The organism is Bogoriella caseilytica (genome assembly GCF_003752405.1).
Classification (GTDB): Bacteria; Actinomycetota; Actinomycetes; order Actinomycetales; family Actinomycetaceae; genus Allobogoriella; species Allobogoriella caseilytica.
In genome coordinates this window covers 173,763-195,732 of sequence record NZ_RKHK01000001.1, presented here as the reverse complement: position 1 = coordinate 195,732, position 21,970 = coordinate 173,763, and the positions used below count along the sequence as shown (strand labels likewise).

Genomic DNA, 21,970 nt, shown 5'->3' with positions numbered 1-21,970 from the left:
GGGCCCGGCATGGCGGCACCGCAGAACTACCTGGCGGTTATCAAGGTGGTCGGCATCGGCGGCGGCGGCGTCAACGCCGTCAACCGCATGATTGAGGTCGGGCTGAAGGGCGTGGAGTTCGTCGCGGTCAACACCGACGCTCAAGCCCTGCTGATGTCCGACGCCGACGTCAAGCTCGACGTCGGACGTGACCTCACCCGAGGGCTGGGAGCCGGCGCGGACCCCGAGGTCGGCAAGAAAGCGGCCGAGGATCACGCCGAGGAGATCGAAGAGGTCCTGCGTGGAGCCGACATGGTCTTCGTGACCGCCGGCGAAGGTGGTGGAACGGGCACTGGCGGTGCACCCGTCGTCGCCCGGATCGCGCGCTCGCTCGGTGCGCTGACCATCGGTGTGGTCACCCGGCCCTTCACCTTCGAGGGTCGCCGTCGCTCGGTGCAGGCCGAGTCCGGGATCGAAGCGCTCCGCGCCGAGGTCGACACGCTCATCGTCATTCCCAACGACCGGCTGCTCTCGATCTCCGACCGCGCCGTCTCGGTCCTGGACGCCTTCAAGTCCGCCGACCAGGTGCTGCTCTCCGGTGTGCAGGGCATCACCGACCTGATCACCACCCCGGGCCTGATCAACCTGGACTTCGCCGACGTGAAGTCCGTGATGCAGGATGCCGGGAGCGCCCTGATGGGCATCGGATCGGCTCGCGGCGAGGACCGCGCCGTGCAGGCCTCCGAGCTGGCGATCTCCTCGCCGTTGCTCGAAGCGTCCATCGACGGAGCACACGGCGTGCTGCTCTCGATCCAGGGTGGTTCGGATCTGGGGCTGTTCGAGATCCACGAAGCGGCCCGTCTGGTTCAGGAGGCGGCCCACCCCGAGGCGAACATCATCTTCGGTGCGGTCATCGACGACGCCCTCGGCGACGAGGTGCGTGTCACCGTCATCGCGGCCGGCTTCGACGAGGGGGCCGGCCCCACCCACAGCAACCGCGCCGAGAAGCCTGCCGCGCAGGCCGCACCGGCAGCTACCGCAGCTCCGGCAGCACCTGCTGGCCGGCCCGTGGGCCAGGTGGCCTCCTCGGCCGCAGAGCCGGCCACCCAGCCCGCTCCGGAACCGGAGCCGGCGGCCTCGGCCCCCGAGCCGGTGGCAGCGGTTGACGACAGCATGGAGAACACCGGCAGGCAGCGCGCCTACGAGGTGCCTCCGGTGCTGCCGGAGGACCGCGACCGTGGCCGCGGCCGTGACCGGGAGCGCGATGAGGACCTGGACATCCCCGACTTCCTCAAGTAAACGCGGCGCGACACGCCGAAGCAGTGCCGGAGAGCGCGGCGGTGGCTGGCATAGCGTCATCACAGCAGCAGACCCCCTGCCCCATCCTTCCCCAGGGGTCAGTGACGACGAGGAGCAGCGATGGCCAGCACGATGCGCAAGATGATGGAGTACCTCTCACTCGCCGAGCCCCATGACGACTATGAGGACGAGGCCACCGCTGGCGCCGAGCACCGTGGTGAGGAACGTCGCAGTGAGCTCGGCGACGGTCACCACCGGCGCGAGGCACAGGAGCACCGCGCTCCGGTGACGCCGATCTCCAGTGCTGCGGCCTTCCAGGCGGAGAACGCTCCCGCTGAGGATCTGCGACGCATCGTCACCGTGCACCCCTCGGGTTACAACGAGGCGCGCGTGATCGGCGAATCCTTCCGTTCGGGCACCCCGGTGATCGTCAACCTCACCGGCATGGCTGAACCGGATGCCAAGCGCATGGTCGACTTCAGCGCCGGCCTCGTGCTGGGTCTGCGCGGGACGATGGAGCGTGTGACCAACCGGGTCTTCCTGCTCTCCCCGGCCTCGGTCGAGGTCGGCGGCGGGCACGAGCGTGACCTGGCGTCCCCCGTCTTCGCCCAGGACTAATACCCTCGCTAGGTGCTCTCCTTCGTCTACCAGACTGTCCAGCTGGCCCTGCTGCTCTACATGCTCCTGCTCTTCGGGCGGCTGGCGCTGGACTGGATTCAGGTCTTCGCCCGCGAATGGCGCCCCAGTGGCCTGCTGCTGGTCATCGCCAACGTGATCTACTCGCTCACCGATCCGCCGCTGCGCTTCCTGCGGCGCTGGATCAAGCCGCTTCCCCTGGGGGGAATGCAGTTGGACCTGAGCTTCCTGGTCCTGGTCCTCGGCATCTCCCTCACCCGCGCGATCGTGCTCCCGATCGTCTTTGGTTTCCTCGCCTCGCTGCTGTAACCGGGTTGGGCTCCCGGTTTCGCCGCACGATGGCGAAGCATGAGTCACACTATTCCCGCGAGTCTGGTTTCGCCTCGCACGCCCCGGCCAGTTACTGTCAGCACAGTGCCGGTCGAGAACCGGCAAGCCGTGACGTTCGCCCAGCAACGGCGCATCGGAACGGGCCACAGATATGACCGAACGACTCAGAGGTGACGAGATGGCGCTGCTCACGGCGGACGACGTCCTGCGTAAAGAGTTCCAGGCGACGAAGTTCCGCGAGGGCTATGACCAGGACGAGGTCGACGAATTCCTCGACGAGGTCGTGAACACCCTTCGCACGGTGACCGGTGAGAAGGAAGAACTCCAGGCCAAGCTCACCGCGGCCGAGGACCGGATCGCCGAACTCGAGGCCGGAGGCGCTGCTGTGCCTGCGGCTCTGCCGGCTGAGCCCGCGGCGGCAGTCGAGCCCACCCCGGAACCGGAGCCGGAACCGGAGCCGGTCCAGGCCCCCGTCACCGAGGCCAGCGACGCACCGGGTGCTGCCGGCCCGCAGAGCGCCGTCGGCATGCTCGCCATGGCGGAGCAGCTGCACGACAAGTACATCGAGGACGGCAAGGCCGAGGCCGAGCGCCTGGTGGCCGAGGCGCAGTCCGAGGGTGAGCGCATCGTCCGTGAGGCCGAGGACAAGCACGAGCGCACCATCAAGCAGCTCGACCAGGAGCGCTCCATGCTGGAGCGGAAGATCGACGAGCTGCGGACCTTCGAGCGGGACTACCGCACGCGCCTGAAGAGCTACCTCGAGTCCCTGCTGCACAACGTGGAGTCTGGTTCGGGAGTCTCGAACTCGGACGGCATCTGATCACCGCACGTATTTCTCGCCATGAGTGACGAGCAGGCGGCGCTGCCGTCGCGGAGCGAACTCCGCCAGCAGCGCCGCACGACGGCTCCTGCTGCTCACCCGCGACGTCGGCGCCGGCTGATCGGTCTGGTGGCCGTCCTGACGGTCGTGGTGCTCGGGAGCGATCAGGCCACCAAGTACCTGGCGGAAGCGCGGCTGGACGACGGCGTCTTCGTCTCGTTGTGGGATGACTATCTGGGCCTCCAGCTGGTCTACAACTCCGGCGCCGCCTTCGGCCTGGCCGATGGCTTGACCTGGGTGCTGACCATCGTGGCGATCGCGGTGGCCCTGGCGGTCGTGCGCTTTGCACGCAAGCTGGGCTCGCTCACCTGGGCGGTGGCCCTCGGCTTGCTGCTCGGTGGCTGCCTGGGCAACCTCTACGACCGTCTCGCACGCGAGCCCGGGATCGGCCGCGGGCACGTCGTGGACTTCATCAACTACAACGGATGGTTCATCGGCAACGTCGCCGACATCGCCATCGTGGTGGCGGCCGGGCTGATCGTCATCCTCGCCCTGGCCGGCCGGGAGATCGACGGCACGCGCCACGCCGACGCCGAGAAGCGGGAGCCGGACACCGCTGCAGGCCAGGTGAGCGAGGAGCCGGCCGGTGAGGACACCGGGCCCCATAGCGCCGGGCCGGGAGAGAGCACGGAGAGCGCCGCCGAGGTCGAGTCGGACGAGGACACCGGCGCCTCTCCCGATGAGCGATCCGGTGCCTGAGCAGCGCGCACTACCGGTGCCCGATGGGCTGGCAGGAGAACGGGCCGACGTCGCGATCTCCCGCCTCCTGGGCCTGACCCGCACCCGGGCTGCAGAACTCGCCGCCGCGGGTTCGGTGCTGCTCGACGGGCGAGCGCTGGACAAGTCCGATCGGCTGACCGCCGGCGGCTGGCTCGAGGTCACCCTGCCCGAGGCGCCCACGCCGTCCCAGCTTCCGCCCCAGCCTGTTCCTGGCATGGCAGTGGTCTACGAGGATGACGACCTCCTCGTGGTCGACAAGCCGGTGGGCGTGGCCGCGCACCCGTCACCCGGCTGGGACGGCCCCACAGTGATCGGAGCACTGGCGGCCTCCGGTTATCGGCTTTCCACCTCCGGGCCGGCCGAACGACAGGGCGTGGTCCACCGCCTGGACGTGGGAACCTCCGGTCTGATGGCCGTGGCCAAGTCCGACCTGGCCTACACGGCGCTCAAGCGGGCCTTCAAGGAGCGCACCCCGGAGAAGATCTACCACGCGCTCGTCCAGGGGCATCCGGATCCCTCCGAGGGCACGGTCGATGCGCCGATCGGCCGGCACCCGCAGCACTCGTACAAGATGGCCGTGATCGCCGGCGGCAAGGAATCGATCACGCACTACGAGACCCTGGAGGCAATGCCGGGCGCCTCGCTCCTCGAGATTCATCTCGAGACCGGGCGCACCCATCAGATCCGGGTGCATATGGCGGCGGTGCGTCACCCCTGTGTGGGTGACACCACCTACGGCGCGGATCCGACCCTGGGTGCGCGTCTGGGCCTGACCCGGCAGTGGCTGCATGCCCTGCGCCTGGGCCTGCCGCACCCCCGCACGGGGGAGTGGCTCGAGGTGAGCAGCGAGTATCCCGAGGATCTCTCTGCGGCCCTGGAGCGCATGCGCGCCGTGAGCTAGCCCGCCCCTGCGAGGCTCGCCGGGCCACTAGACTCGGGCCATGGCTGGCTCGGAGGACTTCGCGCATCTGCACGTTCACACCGAGTACTCGATGCTCGACGGAGCGGCCAAGCTAGACCCGCTCTTCGAGGAGGTCCAGCGGCTCGGCCAGAAGTCCATCGCGATGACCGATCACGGCTACATGTTTGGCGCCTACGACTTCTGGGCCACGGGCACGAAGTACGGGATCAAGCCGATCATCGGCATCGAGGCCTACCTGACTCCGGGAACCTCCCGGCACGATCGCACGCGGGTGACGTGGGGCGAGGACCACCAGCGTTCCGACGACGTCTCCGCGCGTGGTTCGTACACGCACATGACCATGCTCGCCCAGTCCACCGAAGGGATGCACAACCTCTTCCGGCTGGGCTCCCTGGCCTCCCTGGAGGGCCAGATGGGCAAGGCCCCGCGCATGGACCGCGAGCTGCTGCAGACCTACGGCACGGGCCTGATCGCCACCACCGGCTGCCCCTCGGGTGAGGTCCAGACCCGTCTGCGGCTCGGCCAGTGGGATGAGGCGGTCCGGGCAGCCGCGGAGTTCCAGGACATCTTCGGCAAGGAGAACTACTACGTCGAGCTGATGAACCACGGGCTCGACCTGGAGAAGCGGGTACTGCCCGAGCTGGTCAAGCTCTCCCAGCACATCGGCGCTCCGCTGTTGGCCACGAACGACTCGCACTACGTCCGCGCCGGCGACAACCACACTCACGATGCGCTGCTGTGCATCAACTCCGGGTCCACGCTGGCCGATCCCGACCGCTTCTCCTTCACCGGCGACACCTACTACGTGCGTTCGGCCGCCGAGATGCGGCAGGTCTTCGCCGACTTCCCCGAGGCCTGCGACAACACCCTGCTGGTCGCCGAGCAGTGTGAGGTCTCCTTCCGCACCGCGGCCGAGGGCGCGAACTACATGCCTCGCTTCGACGTGCCCGCCGGTGAGGACGAGAACTCCTGGTTCGTCAAAGAGGTGGAACGCGGACTGCAGTACCGTTTCTCCGGCGAGGTTCCCGACGATGCGCGCCGCCAGGCCCAGTACGAGGTCGGCGTCATCACCCAGATGGGCTTCCCGGGGTACTTCCTGGTGGTGGCGGACTTCATCAAGTGGGCCAAGGAGCGCGGTATCCGCGTCGGGCCCGGGCGTGGTTCCGGCCCTGGTTCGATGGTGGCCTATGCCCTGCGCATCACCGACCTGAACCCGCTGGAGCACGGCTTGATCTTCGAGCGGTTCCTCAACCCCGACCGTGTCTCGATGCCGGACTTCGACGTCGACTTCGACGAGCGCCGCCGCGGCGAGGTGATCGACTACGTCACCGCCAAGTACGGCGACGACCGGGTGGCCCAGGTGGTCACCTACGGCACGATCAAGGCCAAGCAGGCACTCAAGGACTCCTCCCGGGTGCTCGGCTATCCCTTTGCCATGGGCGAGAAGCTGTCCAAGGCCATGCCGCCGACCGTGATGGGCAAGGACATCACCGTCAAGGGAATCTTCGACACCACGGACAAGCGCTATGCCGAGGCCGAGGAGTTCCGCCAGCTGCACCAGAGTGATCCGGATGTGCAGAAGGTCGTGGAGCTCGCCCAGGGTCTGGAGGGCCTGAAACGCCAGTGGGGGGTGCACGCCTGCGCGGTGATCATGTCCTCCGACCCGCTGATCGACATCATCCCGCTCATGCGCCGCCCCCAGGACGGCGCCATCATCACCCAGTTCGACTACCCCACCGCCGAGGGGCTCGGACTGCTGAAGATGGACTTCCTCGGTCTGCGGAACCTCACGGTGATCGACGACGCGCTGCGCAACATCGAGCGCAACGGCAAGACCCCGCCGGACCTGGAAACACTCGGCCTGGAGGACCGCAAGGCCTACGAGCTGCTCGGCCGGGGGGACAGCCTCGGCGTCTTCCAGCTCGACGGCGGTGGCATGCGATCGCTCATGCGGCTGATGAAGCCGGACAACTTCGAGGACATCTCGGCGCTCATCGCGCTCTACCGCCCCGGTCCCATGGGCGCGGACTCGCACACCAACTACGCCCTGCGCAAGATCGGCCGCCAGGAGATCACCCCGATCCACCCCGAGCTGGCCGAGCCGCTCGAGGAGATCCTCGGCACCACCTACGGCCTGATCATCTACCAGGAGCAGGTGATGGCCATCGCACAGAAGGTGGCCGGCTTCACCCTCGGTCAGGCCGACCTGCTGCGCCGCGCGATGGGCAAGAAGAAGAAGGCCGAGCTGGACAAGCAGTTCGTCGGCTTCGAGGCCGGCATGCTCGAGCGCGGCTACTCCGCGGGCGCGGTCAAGACCCTATGGGACATCCTGCTGCCCTTCTCGGACTACGCCTTCAACAAGGCCCACTCGGCGGCCTACGGCCTGATCTCCTACTGGACGGCCTATCTCAAGGCCAACTTCCCCACCGAGTACATGGCCGGCCTGCTCACCTCCAGCCAGGCGAACAAGGACCGCATGGCGCTCTACCTGGGGGAGTGCCGGCACATGAACATCACCGTCCTGCCCCCGGACGTCAACACCTCCGCTGCGGACTTCACGCCCGTGGGCCCCGACATCCGCTTCGGCCTGGCCGCCATCCGCAACGTGGGGGCCAACGTGGTCAAGGCGATCGTGGAGGCCCGCCAGGAGAAGGGGAAGTTCACCTCCTTCACCGACTTCCTCGACAAGGTCCCGGCCGTGGTCTGCAACAAGCGCACCATCGAGTCGCTCATCAAGGCCGGTGCCTTCGACTCCCTCGGTCACGTACGCCGGGCACTGGTGGCCCGCCACGAGGAGGCGGTCGACGCGGTCGTGGACGTCAAGCGCAACGAGGCGGTCGGGCAGTTCGATCTCTTCGCCGGGCTGGGTGACGAGGACGGCGGGATGGGCAACGGCTTCACCGTGGAGATCCCCGATCTGCCGGAGTGGGACAAGAAACAGAAACTGGCTTTCGAGCGCCAGATGCTCGGCCTGTATGTCTCCGATCACCCGCTGGCCGGGATGGAGCACGTGCTCGGGCGGGTGGCCGACACACAGGTAGCCACCTTGCTCGACGGGGAGACGGTCCCCGACGGCGCCAACGTGCAGATCGCCGGCCTGATCACCTCCCTGCAGCGCAAGATGACCAAGAATGGCAATCCCTGGGCCATTGCGGTGGTGGAGGACCTCACCGGGTCGGTTGAGGCGCTGTTCTTCCCGCAGACCTACGCCACGGTCTCGACCATGCTGGCGGAGGACACCATCATCACGGTGCGGGGCCGGGTGAACCGGCGCGATGAGGTGCCGACGATCTATGCCCAGGAGATGACGTTGCCGGATGTGTCCGCGGCGGACTCCGGGCCGGTGAGCGTGACGCTGCCGGAGAACCGCTGCACCACACCCGTGGTGGAGCAGCTCCGGGGAATCCTGAGCAACCACCCTGGCCAGTCGGAGGTGCGGGTGCACCTGACCAGGCCCGGGAAGGCGATCGTGCTGTCCCTGGCCGATCAGCTCCGCGTCGATCCCACCCCGGCGCTGTACGGCGATCTCAAGGCCCTGCTCGGGCCCAGCTGCCTGACCATCGCCAGCTGAGGAAAGTGCTCGCTCCTGAACTAGGGTGAGGAGCCGGTACCGAGCAGGAAGGGGCGAGTGATGGTCGCAAGTACCCCAGGGCAGCATCCTCCCCCCGAGCAGCACCACCCACGGGCGGACGCTGCGGAGTTGCGCGCGCTGCGTGCGCGGCTCGCCGCTCTCGATCCCGCTGAGGCCACCAACGTCATCGAGCGAATGCCGAATGACGAGCGCGCCATCGCCTTCCGCCTGCTCCCCAAGGGCGAGGCGCTCGAGGTCTTCGAGAACCTCGATCCCGCGCTGCAGTCCGAACTGATCGATGAGCTGCGTGAGGAGACCATCGCGGATCTTGTCGCCGGCCTCGATCCCGACGACCGGGCGCGGCTCTTCGACGAGCTGCCCGCCGGACTGGTCGCGAAACTCCTCTCCGGCTTGAGCCCCAGTGAACGCTCGATGACCACCACCCTGCTCGGCTATCCGGAGAACTCCGCCGGGCGGCGGATGACCCCCGAGGTGGCCTGGCTGCCGGTGGACATGACGGCAGGACGCGCGATCGAGCGGTTGCGCGCCTACGGCGATGCGGCCGAGACGATCTACTCCGTGCCGGTCCTCGCCGAGGGTCGCCGGGTGGTCGGCGTGGTCTCGCTGCGCCGCCTGCTGCTCTCCGACCCCGCGACGCCGCTGGGGGAGATCATGTCCGAGCCGGTGTGGGCCGAGGCCACGGACGACCAGGAGGATGCCGCCCGGCAGGTGCGTGAGGGCGGGTTCATCGCGATCCCGATCGTCGACCACGAGTCGCGCCTGGTGGGCGTACTCACCGTCGACGACGCCATGGAGATCCTCGAGGACGAAGAAGACGAGGACGCCGCCCGATCCGGTGGTACCGAGCCACTGCGCAGGCCCTACCTGTCGACCTCGCTGTTCGGCCTGGTCAAGGCACGTGTGGTGTGGCTCCTTGTACTCATTGTTGCCGCATCGCTGACGGTGGGCGTGCAGTCCTTCTTCGAGGAGGAACTCGACACGGTCGTCGCACTGGCGCTGTTCATCCCCTTGCTCATCGGCACCGGCGGTAACGCCGGTGCTCAGGCCGCCACCACGGTCGTACGGGCGATGGCGGTCGAGCACGTCACCCCGGGCGACATCTTGCGCGTGGTCGGCCGCGAGGTGCTGGTCGGCGCCATGCTCGGCGCCACCCTGGCCACCGTGGGCTTCCTGCCCGCGATGCTGGTGGCCGGCGCCCCGATCGCTGTCGTCCTGGCGATCACCGTGGTCGCCGTCTGTACCCTCGCGACCACGGCGGGATCAGCGGTGCCATTGACCGCCCGGAAGGTGGGGGTGGACCCGGCGATCGTCTCGGCGCCCTTCATCGCGACCATCGTGGACACCCTCGGCTTGATCATCTACTTCTCCGTGGCCAAGGTGGTCCTCGGCATCTAGTTGTGATGTTCAGGGAGGTTGGTCAGTCGGGTGACTGGTGGTCGTCCTCCGGTTGAGGAGTGGGGACGGTGGTGATTGTAGAAGTGCAACCACTGCGGCAGGGCGTCGCGGCGCTGGGTCTCTGAGGTGTAGAAGCGGGCGTAGGCCCATTCCTCGGCCAGAGTGCGGTGGAAGCGTTCGATTTTTCCGTTGGTCTGGGGCCGATATGGCCGGATTCTCTTGGCCTTGATGCCAAGCTCGGCGCAGGCGTGAGCCCACAGCCGCGAGCGGTAGGCAGAGCCGTTGTCGGAAAGGACCCGCTCGACGGCGATCCCGCGCTCGGCGAACCAGGCCACTGCCCGGCGCAGCACGGCTGTGGCGGTGGTGGCCTTCTCATCGGCGTGGATCTCGGCGTAGGCGATCCGGGAGTGGTCATCGATGACCGTGTGCACGTAGCCCCGGCCCAGGCGTGGTGAGCGGTGGAGGGTTCGCTGCCCGGTGCGCTGAGCGGTGGATCGGCGGTTCTTCCCTCCCTGTTCACGCCCGAGGTAGCGGTGTCCGCCGCCGTCGGGGATGTTGCCGAACTTGGTGACATCGACGTGGATCAACGAGCCGGGGTGGTCGTGTTCGTAGCGGCGGATCGCTTCCCCGGTGACCCGGTCGATTCGGGAGAGCCGGTTCAGCCGGCAGCGCACCAGCACAGCGTGAACGGTGCTGGCCGGCACGCCCAGACGCCCAGCGATCTGGACCGGTCCCAGGCGGTGACGCAGCCGCAGCGAGACGATCCGGCGCACCACCTTCTGCGGGGTCTTTGAAGGGCACTGACGCGGGCGCGAGGACCGGTCAGCCATCCCGGCCACCCCTTCGGCGCGGTAGCGCTCAGCCCACTTCCTCGCAGTGTTGGGCGAGACCATGAACATCCGCGCTGCCGTCGTGGGGCTCCAGCCATCGTCAACGATCAGACGCGCCAGGCGCGCCCGGGCACGAGGGGTCAAAGCAGCGTTAGCGTGGGACACGAAGGCCTCCTGGTTGTGAAGCGGTTACTCGACATCTCCACTTCACAACCGGAGGCCTTCACCTCTCAGCAGGCCACGCCGCCCCAGCCCGAACAACCTCCCTGAACATCACATCTAGTGCTCGGAGAGTGGCGGCCAGCAATCTAGTATCACTCTTGCGTTATATAACTGGCCATGAAATAGTTCTGACATGCACGCACTTGATGCCCTCGGTGATCCCGTGAGGCGGCGCCTGGTGGAGGAACTGGCCGCTGGGCCGCGACCAGCCGGTGCGCTGGCGCGCGTGGCCGCCGAGGATTTCGGAATCAGTCAGCCGGCCACGTCCCGGCACCTGCGCGTGCTGCGCGAGGCCGGCGTCGTTCTCAGTGATGTGGACGGCGCCCGCCGGCAATACTCCCTGCGCCCCGAGGCCATGGAGGACATCACCACCTGGGTGGAGCAGGTCTCCGCCTTCTGGAACCAGCGTCTCGACGCGCTCGAGACCGAGATTGCCCGCGGCAATGCTGCCCGTCGGAAGGGAAACTCATGAGTCCTGCAGATTCTGGCCACGGTGCGCCGAGCGGCGCCGGTCGCATCGTCCCCTTGCTCGACGGGCAGGCGCGGGTGGAGTTCGAGCGCCACCTGACCTCCGGACCGGCGGAGGCCTGGTCCTTGCTGACCGTGCCGGAGCGGCTCGCACGCTGGATGGCGCCGGTGGAGTTCGACGGCGCCGATTACCGCATCGTCTTCGGTGACGCCGAGGACGATGTGGTGACCGGAAAGATTCTGGAGTGCGAGGAGTACTCCCGCCTGGTCGTCACCTGGGAGGTGCCCGGCGCTGGGCCGAGTCGCGTCGAGGCCACGCTGGAACCGCGAGACGCGGTGACGGTTCTGCATCTGGTGCACAGCGGACTGGCGGCGCCGCACGCCCGGGGGCTGGCCGCGGGATGGCAGGCCTATCTCGATCAGCTCGAGGCCCACGTGGACGGGCGTGAGCTCGCCGAGGACTGGCAGCAGCGTTGGACGCGTGCCGTGCCCGAGTACCAGCGTCAGCTGCCGCCCGGACTGGCTGCGGTCCAGGTGGGCGGAAGCCGGGGGAGCCTGCGCTTCGAGCGGCGGCTCGAAGCCGATCTGCCCGATGCCTGGAGCGTGGTCACCGAGCCGGAGCGGATCGCTCGCTGGTTCGCGCCGGTGACGGTCGACGGTACGGGAGTGGGGGCGCGATGGCGCACCTTCTGGGACGATGGCGCCGAGTATGCTGAAGGCGTAGTCCAGCGATGCGAGCCGTTGCGCCTGCTCGAGGTCACCTGGGCAGCGACCGACGACGCCGACTCCGCCGAGTCGCTTCTGCGAGTCACCCTGAGCTCCAGTGAGGATGGCGTGCTCCTCGTCCTCGAGCATGCAGGCCTCGGGTCGGCGGACCTGGTGCAGTACGGCGCGGGTTGGCAGAGCTTCCTTGAGCAAATCGAGAGCCGGTCCGGCCGTGACTGGAGCGACGCGTACCTGGAGCTGAAGCCGATCTACGAGCAGATGGTGGGTCGATGAGCACCGACGGGAGTTCTTGACGATGTCGCTAGGCTCGCCTGACCGCTGAGATGGACCGGGAGCAGGGGAGTACTCATGGAACGCTGGGAGTCCTTCTATCTGGGTGCCGGCGCGCCGCAGCGCGGAGTGCTGGGGCGGCGCTATGACCATCCGGAGCTGACCACGCGGATCGTCTTCCCGATCGGCGACGGCGAGCTGTTCCGGGCCGAGTCGGTGATCCGATTCGAGGATGACGGCCAGAGCTGGGAGCGTGCGGAGTACCGGCAGGAGCCCGGTGGGGTCTCGTCCGCCGTCGACCGGGACGCGGCAGAGCTCGGGGAGACGACGCTGCCGAGCTACGGCGAATATCTGCTGTTACTCGACGTGGTGACCCGGGAGGCCCAGGAACCCGCCCGCGAGGAGTTCCTGGTGCTCGCCGACTCCGATCCCCTCGCCGGAGCCGCGACCGCAGCGATCGCGGCTGCCGGGACCGAGACGGTCGATGTGCCGGGCGGGAGACGGGAGTGCCGCCGATTCGATGTCGTGGCCGGTGGCCGGCGCACGAGCTCGCACTGGGCGGCGGACGGCGTCGTCGTCAAGAGTGAGTGGAACGGCGCGGAGTCCTACCTGGGCGAGCGCGAGCACGTGCTCGCCGGCCTGGACGAGCCGATCCTCGCCTTCGCCATCTCAGGATTCGCCGAGGCGCACGAGGATCCCGGAGCCGCAGCGCTCAGCGAGAGCCCGGGCTAGCTCTGCCGGGCGGGCCGGCGACGCGAGTGTCCTCAGCGGTAGCCGATGGCCGCGAGGTGTGCGGCGCCGACGATGCCGGCGTTGTTGCGCAGCTTGGCGGGCACCAGGGGAGCCTTGGTGGTCAGCAACGGTAGGAATTTCTCGTGGTTCTTCGACACGCCACCACCGACGACGATCATGTCGGGGGAGAAGAGCATCTCGACGTGCTCGTAATAGCGCTGAAGGCGTTCGGCCCATCGCTTCCAGCTGAGGTCCTCGCGTTCACGGGCCGAGGTGGCGGCGCGTGACTCCGCGTTGTAGCCGTCCAGCTCCAGGTGGCCGAGTTCGGTGTTGGGCACCAGGGTGCCGTTCACCAGCAGTGCGGAGCCGATTCCGGTGCCGAGCGTGGTGAGCAGGACGACGCCCTCGACATCCTTGGCGGCTCCGTAGTACGCCTCGGCCACGCCGGCGGCGTCGGCGTCGTTGACGCCGGAGACCGGCATGCCGGTGGCCTCGCTCATCAGGGCGGGGACGTCCACGCCCTTCCAGGACTGGTCGAGGTTCGCGATGAAGGGCGCCACGCCGTGCTTGATCGGGGCGGGGAAGGTCAGTCCGATGGGGGTGCCCTGCGCCACCTTGTGGTAGGCCACGAGCTCCTTGACGGCCTCAGCGACGGCGTCGGGAGTCGAGGGCTTCGGGGTGGAGACCCGGTGGCGGTTCGCGGTGAGCTCCCCGGTGGTGACGTCCACCGGAGCGCCTTTGATTCCGGTGCCACCGATGTCGATGCCGAAGGCGAAAGACTGGGAAGTGCTCATCATGCTCCTGGCGTCCGTACCTGTGATGGGCTGGTCGCGGCTCGACCGGCGTGGTGGCCCCGACGGCCCGTGCGGGCCGCGGCCCAGTCTATGTCCTGGCCGAGGCCTGTCCGGATCGCGGGTGCGGCGGCCCGGATCGAGCAGCACGCATGGAAGACTAGGTGCTGAGCGATGGCAGCTAAGCGGCAGGTAGAGGAGACCTCGATGGACAAGCAGCAGGAGTACGTCCTCCGCACGATCGAAGAGCGAGAGGTGCGCTTCATCCGGCTGTGGTTCACCGATGTGCTCGGCGTGCTCAAGTCGGTGGCGATCGCCCCGGCTGAGCTCGAAGGCGCGTTCGCTGAGGGGATCGGCTTCGACGGCTCCTCGATCGAGGGACTGTCCCGGGTCTATGAGTCCGACATGCTGGTCAAGCCCGACCCCTCCACCTTCCAGGTGCTGCCCTGGAACGATGACGAGGGTGTAGCGCGGATGTTCTGCGACATCCTCACGCCCACGGGGGAGCCCGCAGCCTCCGATCCGCGCAGTGTGCTGAAGCGGGCGCTCGGCAAGGCCGCTGATGCCGGCTTCACCTACTACATCCACCCCGAGATCGAGTTCTATCTCTTCAAGAACGTCTCCGGGCCCTCAGACCCGCTGATCCCGGTGGACAGTGGTGGCTACTTCGATCACGTCGCCCGCGGTACCGCCCACGATTTCCGGCGCGAGGCCATCACCGCCCTGGAGGACATGGGCATCTCGGTGGAGTTCTCCCACCACGAGGCCGGGCCGGGCCAGAACGAGATCGACCTGCGCTTCGCCGATGCCCTGTCCATGGCCGACAACATCCAGACCTTCCGCACCGTGGTCAAGGAGGTCGCGCTCCGGCAGGACGTCTTCGCCACCTTCATGCCCAAGCCGCTGGTGGACCAGCCCGGCTCCGGTATGCACGTGCACATGTCGCTGTTCGAGGGTGAACAGAACGTCTTCCACGATCCGGCGGGGGAGTACCACCTCTCCGAGACGGCGAGGAAGTTCATCGCCGGGCTGCTACGCCACTCGGCGGAGATCACCGCGGTGTGCAACCAGTACGTGAACTCCTACAAGCGCCTCTGGGCCGGGGATGAGGCTCCCAGCCACATCTCGTGGGGCCACAACAACCGCTCCGCCCTGGTGCGGGTGCCGATGTACAAGCCGGACAAGTCCGGATCGGCGCGCGTGGAATACCGCGCGATGGACTCCTCCGCCAACCCCTACCTGGCCTTCTCGGTGATGCTCGCCGCGGGCCTGAAGGGGATCGAGGAGGACTACGAGCTGCCCGAGGGCGCCAGTGAGGACGTCTCGGCCATGTCCCGCGCCGAGCGCAAGGCCCTGGGGATCCGCTCCCTGCCGGCCTCGCTGCGCGAAGCCATCGAGATCATGGAGAACTCCGAGCTCGTGGCCGAGACCCTGGGCGAGGACACCTTCGAGTTCTTCCTGCGCAACAAGCGCCGAGAGTTTGCCGACTACCGCAACCAGGTCACCGACTACGAGTTGCAGCGCTTCATTCCTGCGCTCTGAGGCTGGCATTTCCTGGTCACCATGAATAGGTCCACGTCACCCGCCGCCGCGCTGCGGCGCTCGGGCTTCGCCGAACCCGACGTCGCCGTGCAGCGCCTCGGCGAGGACGCGCTCGCTCAGTACGGTGGGCCCGATCTGGGAGCGGCGCTGGGCGCCGCCGCCGATCCTGACCAGGCACTCCTCACCCTGCTCCGTCTGGCCGAGGCAGCCGCAACCGAGCCTCAGGCGAGCGGTCTGCTCAGTCAGGCGCTGGACTCCCATCAGGCACGAGCCCGGCTGATCGCCGTGCTCGGAGCCTCCACTGCCCTGGGCAATGCCCTGGTCGCACGGCCCGGGGACGTCGCCCTCCTGCTCGACGACAGTGGGCAGCTCCCGGCGCTGGGCGCTGCCCCCGAGGAGGTGCGCGCCGAGGCACTGCGCGCCGTGGAAGGCCTCGAGGAGACCGCGGCCGGGGTGGAGGCGCTGCGCCGCTGGTACCGGGCGCGGCTGTTGCGGATCGCCGCGGCCGATCTTGTGGCGCAGGATCCCACCGCAGTGTTCTCCGAGGTCGCCGCGGCCCTGGCGGACGCCGTCTCGGCCGCGCTCGACTCCGCCCTGCTGGTCGCACGCGGCGATGCGGCACGGGCACAGGTGCCCGGTGCGCGCGAGGCACGGCTCTGCATCATCGGGATGGGCAAGACCGGCGGCCGGGAGCTCAACTACATCTCCGACGTCGACGTCATCTATGCCACCGAATCCGATGAGGACCTGAGCGCCGCCACCGAGTTGGCCACCCGCCTCGCCCGGTACGTCTCGGCCACAGTCACCGGGGTCAACGAGCCGCCGCTGTGGCCCCTGGACGTCGCCCTGCGACCGGAGGGCAAGGACGGTGCGCTGGTGCGCACCCTGGCCTCGCACCGGGCCTACTACGAGAAGTGGGCAGCCGGCTGGGAGTTCCAGGCCCTGCTGAAGGCCCGGCCCATCGCCGGGGATCTCGAGATCGGCCGCCAGTACGTGGACACGCTGCGGCCCATGGTCTTCCGCGCAGTGGAAAAGTCGGGATTCGTCGAGGACGCCCGCGCCATGCGCCAGCGGGTCGAGGCCCACATCCCCGCCAAGGAGGCCGACCGCCAGCTCAAGCTCGGCGCCGGGGGCCTGCGGGACGTGGAGTTCACCGTCCAGCTCCTGCAGCTCGTCCACGGCCGGGCCGATGAGTCGATTCGCTCCGGCACCACCTTGGAAGGCCTGCGGCAACTCGCTGCGGGGGAGTACGTGGGTCGCCGGGATGCCGAGCGCTTCGAAGAGCACTACCGCTTCCTGCGCGTGGTCGAGCACCGCATCCAGCTCCACCGGATGCAGCGCAGTCACCTGATCCCCACCGGCGAGGACAAACTGCGCCGCCTGGGCCGTGCGGTCGGCGTGGCAGGGGTGCGCGATGGCGCCACCCTCACAGCCCGGCTGCGCTTGGTCCGCCGGGAGGTGCGCCGGCTCCACGAAGAGATCTTCTACCGGCCGCTGCTGCCCTACACGGCCCGCTTGAGCGCCGATGACGTGTCGCTGACCCTCGAGGCGGCGCGAGAGCGCCTGGCGGCCATCGGCTACAAGGATCCGTCCGGTTCGCTGGGCCACATCAAGGCGCTGACGTCAGGGCTCTCGCGCGCCGCGGGCATTCAGCGTCAGCTGCTGCCGGTGATGCTCGGCTGGTTCGCGGAGGGGCCGAGCCCTGACGCTGCCCTGCTGGACTTCCGCAAGCTCTCCGAGGCCATCGGCTCGAGCCCGTGGTACCTGAAGCTGCTGCGCGACACCGACATGCCCGAGCGTCTCGCGATTCTCCTCTCCGGCTCGCGCTATGTGGCCAACGCCCTGGCTCGTCTGCCGGAGGCGGTCTCCTGGCTGGCGGACGAGGACGACATCGCCCCACGGTCGGTGGACGCCCAGCTCGCTGAGTTGCGCGCCCTCCAGGCCCGCCGGGAGAGCGCCGAGGAACGTGCCACGGCGGCGCGCTACTTGCGACGCCGTCGGCTGCTGCGCGCCGCGATCGCGGACGTCCTCAATGTCATCGAGCCAGGCGCCGCCTCGCGGATCATCACCGAGGCGGCTGACGTGGCCATCACCGGCGGGCTCACCGCAGCGGTGGATGAGGCGGTGGCGCGCGCCGGCCTGGAAAAGGCACCCTCGCGCTACCTGGTGGTGGGCATGGGACGCTTCGGTGGTCAGGAGATGGGGTACGCCTCCGACGCCGACGTGCTCTTCGTACATGACCCGAAGCCCGGGGTCGATGAGACGGTCGCGGCCAAGGTCGCCGAGGATGTCGCAGGGCTGGTGCGATCCCTGCTCGGGAAGACCGGCAGTGAGCCGCCCTTGGCGGTGGACGCCGATCTGCGACCCGAAGGCCGCCAAGGCCCCATCATCCGCACCCTGGCGGCCTACCGGCAGTACTACGAGCGCTGGGTGGAGCCATGGGAGCGTCAGGCACTGCTCCGCGCCCGCCCTGTGGCCGGAGACCAGGCGCTGGGTGAGGAGTTCTGCGCCCTCATCGACCCGGTCCGCTACCCCCGCGACGGCCTGGTGAACGGACAGCTGCGCGAACTGCGCCGCATCAAGGCGCGGGTGGAGACCGAGCGCCTCCCGCGCGGAGTGCCGGCCAACCGGCACCTCAAGCTCGGTCCGGGAGGTCTCTCCGACGTCGAATGGACCGTTCAGCTGCTCCAACTGCAGCATGCCGGGGCCGATCCGGGCTTACGTTGCGTGGGTACGCTCGAGGCGCTGGGCGCCCTGGTTGCCGCCGAACTGGTCAGCGCTGAGGATGCCGAGGTCCTCACTGCTGCGTGGCGGCTCGCCTCGCGGATCCGCGATGCCCGGGTGCTGGCCACTGGCCGCGCCACGGGGCGGGGCGTGGACGTGCTGCCCCATGAGGTGCCGGAGCTGGAGTCGGTGGCCCGCCTGATGGGTCACCGTGCGGGAGGCCGGCTGGAGCTGGAGGAGAGCTGGCTGCGTGCGGCGCGCCGGGCTCGTGCGGTTGCGGAGCGCCTCTTCTACGACGAGTAGCAGCTCTGGGTGGCAGGGTGCCGGGTGCTCGGGCTGGTGGCGGACAGGAGCGTGGGGGCGGCCCGTCCGCATTCGAGGAACCCGCCGGAGACCGCTAAGCTGGAGTCGTTCCAGAAAAGCCGGCTCCCGCAGGGGCCGACCACCAGCGAGGAGAGACATTGGCTGACGACGATCGGACGCTGACCACCCGACAGGGCCACCCGGTTCAGGACAACCAGAACCAGCGTACGGTGGGCTCGCGTGGCCCGGCCACGCTGGAGAACTACCACTTCCTGGAGAAGATCTCCCATTTCGACCGGGAGCGGATCCCGGAGCGGGTGGTGCACGCCCGCGGCTTCGTCGCCTACGGCGAGTTCGAGGCCACCGGCCAGATCGGCGACGAGCCGGCCTCGACCTACACCCGGGCGAAGCTCTTCCAGACCGCCGGAAAGAAGACCCCGCTGGCGATCCGCTTCTCCACGGTGATCGGTGGGCGGGACTCCTCCGAGGCCGCCCGCGATCCGCGTGGCTTCGCGGTGAAGTTCTACACCGAGGACGGCAACTGGGACCTGGTGGGCAACAACCTCGCCATCTTCTTCATCCGCGACGCGATCAAGTTCCCCGACGTCATCCACTCCCTCAAGCCCGACCCGGTCACCTTCCGCCAGGAACCGAACCGCATTCTCGACTTCATGAGCCAGACGCCGGAGTCGATGCATATGCTCACCCACCTCTTCAGCCCGCGTGGCATTCCGGCCACGTACCGGCACATGGAGGGCTTCGGGGTGAACACCTACAAGATGGTCAACGCCGCCGGCGAGACGGTGCTGGTGAAGTACCACTGGATCCCGCGTCAGGGCGTGGCCTCGCTCACCGAGGAGGAAGCCGCCAAGGTGCAGGGGCAGGAGCTCGGCTCAGCCTCGAAGGACCTCTACGAGGCCATTGAGCGCGGCGACTACCCCCAGTGGGATCTCTACGTGCAGCTCATGGAGGACCACGACCATCCCGAGCTGGACTGGGACCCGCTGGACGACACCAAGATCTGGCCCGAGGACCAGTTCCCGCTGCGCCGGGTGGGCACGATGACGCTCAACGAGAACGTCAAGGACTTCCACAACGAGAACGAGCAGATCGCCATGGGCACCGGCGTGCTGGTGGACGGGCTGGACTTCTCCGACGACAAGATGCTCGTGGGGCGGACCTTCTCCTACTCCGACACCCAGCGCTACCGCGTCGGCCCGAACTACCTGCAGCTTCCGGTGAACTCGCCCAAGGGGCGCGCGGGGAAGGTCTACACCAACCAGCGCGGCGGCGAGATGAGCTACGGCGTGGACACCGCGCCGGGTCAGAACCCGCACGTGAACTACGAGCCGAGCATCCACAACGGCCTGCACGAGGCGGAGAAGCAGCCGTACCACGCGCCGCAGATCAGCGGGCGCCTGACCCGTTCGGACCTGGACCGCACCAACGACTACCTCCAGGCTCGCGGCCGGTACAACACCATGAACGACTGGGAGCGCGACGAGCTCATCAATGTTCTCGGCGCGATGATGGCCGAGAGTGAGCGCGACGTGCAGGAGCGCATGCTCTGGCACATGTTCATGGTCCACGACGACTACGGCCAGCGGATCGGGGAGGTCATCGGCATGACGGCCGAGGACGTCAAGCACCTCAAGCCGCTGCCGCGTCAGCAGCTGAGCGAAGCCGAGCTTGAGCGGCTGGCTCACCTGGGCAGCAACGGGGACGTCATCGACCCGACTCAGTGGGGCCACTGGACCTCCTCGGTCCGCAACCACAGCGTCACCGCCGAGCAGGTGCTCTCCGGTGAGCTGGGCGACCTGGAGTACAGCACGGACAAGTCCCTGGCTGGTACAGCCGGGCAGTGACCTGAGGTGAGCTGACCCGGCTCCTGAATAACGACGCCCTTCCAGCACCGCGCTGGGAGGGCGTCGTGCCGTCCTGGACCGACGGTGAGAGCAGTGGATCCAGCCCGATTGTCTGGGGGCGCCCCGCTGGTCAGAGGCGCGCTCAGGCGGTTTATCCACAGGCCGGCCCAGGGTGGCCTCGATCTGACTAGCCTCAGCCCCACTGATCGTGCAGGAGTGGGGGATCCAATGCATCAGCCGAGAGTCAGAGCGGCGGGGGTGGACCGGTCCGGTCGTCCGTCCGTCCCGATCGCGCCACCTCAACAACCGCCGTATCCGCGAGCCGGGCCGACGTTGAAGCGGCCGTGGCTGTGCGTCCTGCTCTCGGTGCTCTTGCCGGGATGCGGCGTGATCGCGGCGGGGAGTCTTACTTTCGGTCTGGTCTACGCCATCCTCTTCGTCGCGCTCCTTGTCACGGCGGTGGTCGCGTTCCTGTTTGGCTTGTTCGGTGTGGTCTTCTTCGGCCTCGACGGGGCCTCCCGGAGCATCTCGCGGGATTTTGAAGTCGCCTTCAGCATGGTGTCCCTCTTCGGCAGCCCGGTGGTGCTCGTTCTCGCGGTCGCGCCGTGGCTGGCCTCGATCATTCACGCCGGCCTGGCGGCCCGTGAGTGGAACAGGAGGCACGCTGGCCCGCTGATGGACCGTGACCGGCAGCGTCGCACACCCTCGTGAGTCCGCCTGGTCAGCGCTGCGATCGCGATTCCCACCATCCGACCACAGCCCCGAAGACCACGCCGCTCGGGATGCCCAAGCCCAAGCCAAGGGCGAGGTTGTCGGCCACGATGCCGAAAGTGGTGCCCAGGGCAGCGCCCAGAGCGATGCCGACACCAACCCAGGTCGCCGTCGACTGCCCGACCTTGCTCGGGATCTCGTCCGGTTCTGGTGCTTCTGGATGGCTCCCCATGCCTTCGCTCATGCACCGACCCTAGGCACGAGGGCACGGCTCATGCCAGGCGCCACAGGCTGACGGAGCCGTGTACCTGAGCGCGTTGATATCTCCGATGTGCGGTGCACCCGGAGCGCACACGGCCGGCTCAGTGCGCCGATACGTCGAGCGCCTCTGCGGTGCAGAGAATCTCCACCTGGGCGGCGTTCTGGCGGCCCATGACGTGCAGCGCTAGCTCGACCGGCTCACCCACGATGGCCTGTGCGAGACGACGCCGGGGCGCCAGGGGCCACGGTCGCCGAATGACCGCGCGCGGACCGCCCGGAGCGACCAGGACCAGATCGATGGGGGAGCGGGCATTGGCCAGCCGCGCCATGGGGAGTAGCGCTCGCCAGATCGCCTGCTGCATTGCCACCGGGAGCGGGCGGGGTTCGACCCCGCCATCGGTCGCCCGGCGGATGTCCTCGTGGTGGACCACGTACTCCAGCAGATTCGTCGGCTCCGGGGCCCACCGGAAAGGCGACCAGGACGGAGGGCCATCGGCGAAGTGCTGCACCAGATCGCGGTAGGAGGGTGCGGTTGGCCCGGAGATCAGCGCGGTGAGCTGTGGTTCGTTGCCGGGCGCGGCACCGGCGTCGAGCACCATGCGGTGAGGCTGGTGCTCGCGGAGCACCAGGTGGGCGAGCAGTCGGTGCACCGTCCAACCCTCACAGAGGGTGGGTGCCTCGGGATCCGCAGCGAGCAGCGTCTCGACCAGGGCATCGCGTTCCTGCTCAGTCCAGCTCATGGGGCCATTGTCCTCTGAAAGGGCGGTGAGCG

Annotated in this window: 19 protein-coding genes; 15 read left to right on the top strand and 4 right to left on the bottom strand. The window is 68.3% G+C overall.

All coding sequences use genetic code 11. The features are described from left to right. Window positions 1–9 precede the first annotated feature (9 nt). The 8 genes from ftsZ to mgtE all read left to right on the top strand — a co-directional run bounded on the left by ftsZ (window position 10) and on the right by mgtE (window position 9,753). Complete coding sequence (gene ftsZ, locus EDD31_RS00870; RefSeq protein ID WP_123302500.1) at window positions 10–1,278, top strand: cell division protein FtsZ; 1,269 nt, start codon at window positions 10–12, stop codon at window positions 1,276–1,278. A 120-nt stretch (window positions 1,279–1,398) separates the two neighbouring features. Then, window positions 1,399–1,896, top strand: coding sequence for a cell division protein SepF (locus tag EDD31_RS00865; RefSeq protein WP_123302499.1), 498 nt, complete (start codon window positions 1,399–1,401; stop codon window positions 1,894–1,896). A 12-nt stretch (window positions 1,897–1,908) separates the two neighbouring features. After that, on the top strand, window positions 1,909–2,223 hold the full coding sequence (locus tag EDD31_RS00860; RefSeq protein WP_245990710.1) for a YggT family protein: 315 nt from the start codon (window positions 1,909–1,911) through the stop codon (window positions 2,221–2,223). A 199-nt stretch (window positions 2,224–2,422) separates the two neighbouring features. Further along, window positions 2,423–3,064, top strand: a complete 642-nt coding sequence (locus EDD31_RS00855; protein WP_123304929.1) for a DivIVA domain-containing protein — start codon at window positions 2,423–2,425, stop codon at window positions 3,062–3,064. Between the two features lie 21 nt (window positions 3,065–3,085). Continuing rightward, complete coding sequence (gene lspA, locus EDD31_RS00850; RefSeq protein ID WP_123302498.1) at window positions 3,086–3,823, top strand: signal peptidase II; 738 nt, start codon at window positions 3,086–3,088, stop codon at window positions 3,821–3,823. After that, window positions 3,816–4,745 carry an RluA family pseudouridine synthase gene (locus EDD31_RS00845; protein ID WP_123304926.1) on the top strand — a complete coding sequence of 310 codons (930 nt, stop codon included), beginning with the start codon at window positions 3,816–3,818 and terminating at the stop codon, window positions 4,743–4,745. Before lspA ends, EDD31_RS00845 begins: the two co-directional genes overlap by 8 nt. Window positions 4,746–4,785: 40 nt before the next feature. Next, window positions 4,786–8,337 (top strand): DNA polymerase III subunit alpha, encoded by a 3,552-nt coding sequence (dnaE, locus tag EDD31_RS00840; protein WP_123302497.1) that lies wholly within the window; start codon window positions 4,786–4,788, stop codon window positions 8,335–8,337. Between the two features lie 60 nt (window positions 8,338–8,397). Beyond that, a complete protein-coding gene (mgtE, locus tag EDD31_RS00835; RefSeq protein WP_123302496.1) occupies window positions 8,398–9,753 on the top strand; it encodes a magnesium transporter in 1,356 nt (451 codons plus the stop codon). On the opposite strand, the gene EDD31_RS00830 is transcribed toward mgtE, so the two are convergent. Beyond that, complete coding sequence (locus EDD31_RS00830; RefSeq protein ID WP_123302495.1) at window positions 9,750–10,748, bottom strand: IS481 family transposase; 999 nt, start codon at window positions 10,746–10,748, stop codon at window positions 9,750–9,752. The two genes, mgtE and EDD31_RS00830, sit on opposite strands and share 4 nt — an antisense overlap. Window positions 10,749–10,938: 190 nt before the next feature. On the opposite strand from EDD31_RS00830, the gene EDD31_RS00825 reads away from it, so the two are divergent. The 3 genes from EDD31_RS00825 (at window position 10,939) to EDD31_RS00815 (ending at window position 13,001) form a co-directional block, all read left to right on the top strand. Then, window positions 10,939–11,277, top strand: a complete 339-nt coding sequence (locus tag EDD31_RS00825; RefSeq protein ID WP_123302494.1) for an ArsR/SmtB family transcription factor — start codon at window positions 10,939–10,941, stop codon at window positions 11,275–11,277. Beyond that, the gene (locus tag EDD31_RS00820; protein WP_123302493.1) at window positions 11,274–12,272 is read left to right on the top strand and encodes an SRPBCC family protein; all 999 of its coding nucleotides are present in this window, start codon (window positions 11,274–11,276) and stop codon (window positions 12,270–12,272) included. Before EDD31_RS00825 ends, EDD31_RS00820 begins: the two co-directional genes overlap by 4 nt. A 75-nt stretch (window positions 12,273–12,347) precedes the next feature. Further along, window positions 12,348–13,001, top strand: a complete 654-nt coding sequence (locus EDD31_RS00815; protein WP_123302492.1) for a hypothetical protein — start codon at window positions 12,348–12,350, stop codon at window positions 12,999–13,001. Window positions 13,002–13,033: 32 nt separating this feature from the next. On the opposite strand, the gene ppgK is transcribed toward EDD31_RS00815, so the two are convergent. Beyond that, complete coding sequence (ppgK, locus tag EDD31_RS00810; protein ID WP_123302491.1) at window positions 13,034–13,798, bottom strand: polyphosphate--glucose phosphotransferase; 765 nt, start codon at window positions 13,796–13,798, stop codon at window positions 13,034–13,036. Between the two features lie 201 nt (window positions 13,799–13,999). Between ppgK and glnA the strand changes: the two genes are divergently transcribed. The 4 genes from glnA to EDD31_RS00790 all read left to right on the top strand — a co-directional run bounded on the left by glnA (window position 14,000) and on the right by EDD31_RS00790 (window position 20,937). Then, window positions 14,000–15,334, top strand: a complete 1,335-nt coding sequence (gene glnA / locus EDD31_RS00805; RefSeq protein WP_123302490.1) for a type I glutamate--ammonia ligase — start codon at window positions 14,000–14,002, stop codon at window positions 15,332–15,334. 21 nt (window positions 15,335–15,355) lie between these two features. Beyond that, entirely contained in the window at window positions 15,356–18,361 is a 3,006-nt protein-coding gene (locus EDD31_RS00800; protein WP_123302489.1) for a bifunctional [glutamine synthetase] adenylyltransferase/[glutamine synthetase]-adenylyl-L-tyrosine phosphorylase, read from the top strand. A 158-nt stretch (window positions 18,362–18,519) separates the two neighbouring features. Continuing rightward, window positions 18,520–20,226: a catalase gene (locus tag EDD31_RS00795; protein ID WP_123302488.1), complete on the top strand. Its 1,707-nt coding sequence runs from the start codon at window positions 18,520–18,522 to the stop codon at window positions 20,224–20,226. A 387-nt stretch (window positions 20,227–20,613) separates the two neighbouring features. Continuing rightward, complete coding sequence (locus tag EDD31_RS00790) at window positions 20,614–20,937, top strand: hypothetical protein (protein ID WP_123302487.1); 324 nt, start codon at window positions 20,614–20,616, stop codon at window positions 20,935–20,937. A gap of 10 nt (window positions 20,938–20,947) precedes the next feature. Here EDD31_RS00790 and EDD31_RS00785 read toward each other — a convergent pair whose 3' ends face one another. Then, window positions 20,948–21,181, bottom strand: coding sequence for a glycine zipper domain-containing protein (locus EDD31_RS00785; RefSeq protein ID WP_211336017.1), 234 nt, complete (start codon window positions 21,179–21,181; stop codon window positions 20,948–20,950). Window positions 21,182–21,299: 118 nt separating this feature from the next. Continuing rightward, a complete protein-coding gene (locus EDD31_RS00780; RefSeq protein ID WP_123302486.1) occupies window positions 21,300–21,938 on the bottom strand; it encodes a TIGR03085 family metal-binding protein in 639 nt (212 codons plus the stop codon). Between the last annotated feature and the right edge of the window lie 32 nt (window positions 21,939–21,970).

Excerpts from the sequence above, each read along its gene's own strand:
- EDD31_RS00815 (WP_123302492.1), top strand. The coding sequence starts at position 12,348 with ATGGAACGCTGGGAGTCCTTCTATCTGGGTGCCGGCGCGCCGCAGCGC.
- EDD31_RS00825 (WP_123302494.1), top strand. The coding sequence starts at position 10,939 with ATGCACGCACTTGATGCCCTCGGTGATCCCGTGAGGCGGCGCCTGGTG.
- EDD31_RS00780 (WP_123302486.1), bottom strand. The coding sequence starts at position 21,938 with ATGAGCTGGACTGAGCAGGAACGCGATGCCCTGGTCGAGACGCTGCTC.
- EDD31_RS00800 (WP_123302489.1), top strand. The coding sequence starts at position 15,356 with ATGAATAGGTCCACGTCACCCGCCGCCGCGCTGCGGCGCTCGGGCTTC.
- EDD31_RS00785 (WP_211336017.1), bottom strand. The coding sequence starts at position 21,181 with ATGAGCGAAGGCATGGGGAGCCATCCAGAAGCACCAGAACCGGACGAG.
- glnA (WP_123302490.1), top strand. The coding sequence starts at position 14,000 with ATGGACAAGCAGCAGGAGTACGTCCTCCGCACGATCGAAGAGCGAGAG.
- ppgK (WP_123302491.1), bottom strand. The coding sequence starts at position 13,798 with ATGATGAGCACTTCCCAGTCTTTCGCCTTCGGCATCGACATCGGTGGC.
- dnaE (WP_123302497.1), top strand. The coding sequence starts at position 4,786 with ATGGCTGGCTCGGAGGACTTCGCGCATCTGCACGTTCACACCGAGTAC.
- EDD31_RS00820 (WP_123302493.1), top strand. The coding sequence starts at position 11,274 with ATGAGTCCTGCAGATTCTGGCCACGGTGCGCCGAGCGGCGCCGGTCGC.
- lspA (WP_123302498.1), top strand. The coding sequence starts at position 3,086 with ATGAGTGACGAGCAGGCGGCGCTGCCGTCGCGGAGCGAACTCCGCCAG.
- EDD31_RS00865 (WP_123302499.1), top strand. The coding sequence starts at position 1,399 with ATGGCCAGCACGATGCGCAAGATGATGGAGTACCTCTCACTCGCCGAG.
- EDD31_RS00855 (WP_123304929.1), top strand. The coding sequence starts at position 2,423 with ATGGCGCTGCTCACGGCGGACGACGTCCTGCGTAAAGAGTTCCAGGCG.
- ftsZ (WP_123302500.1), top strand. The coding sequence starts at position 10 with ATGGCGGCACCGCAGAACTACCTGGCGGTTATCAAGGTGGTCGGCATC.
- mgtE (WP_123302496.1), top strand. The coding sequence starts at position 8,398 with ATGGTCGCAAGTACCCCAGGGCAGCATCCTCCCCCCGAGCAGCACCAC.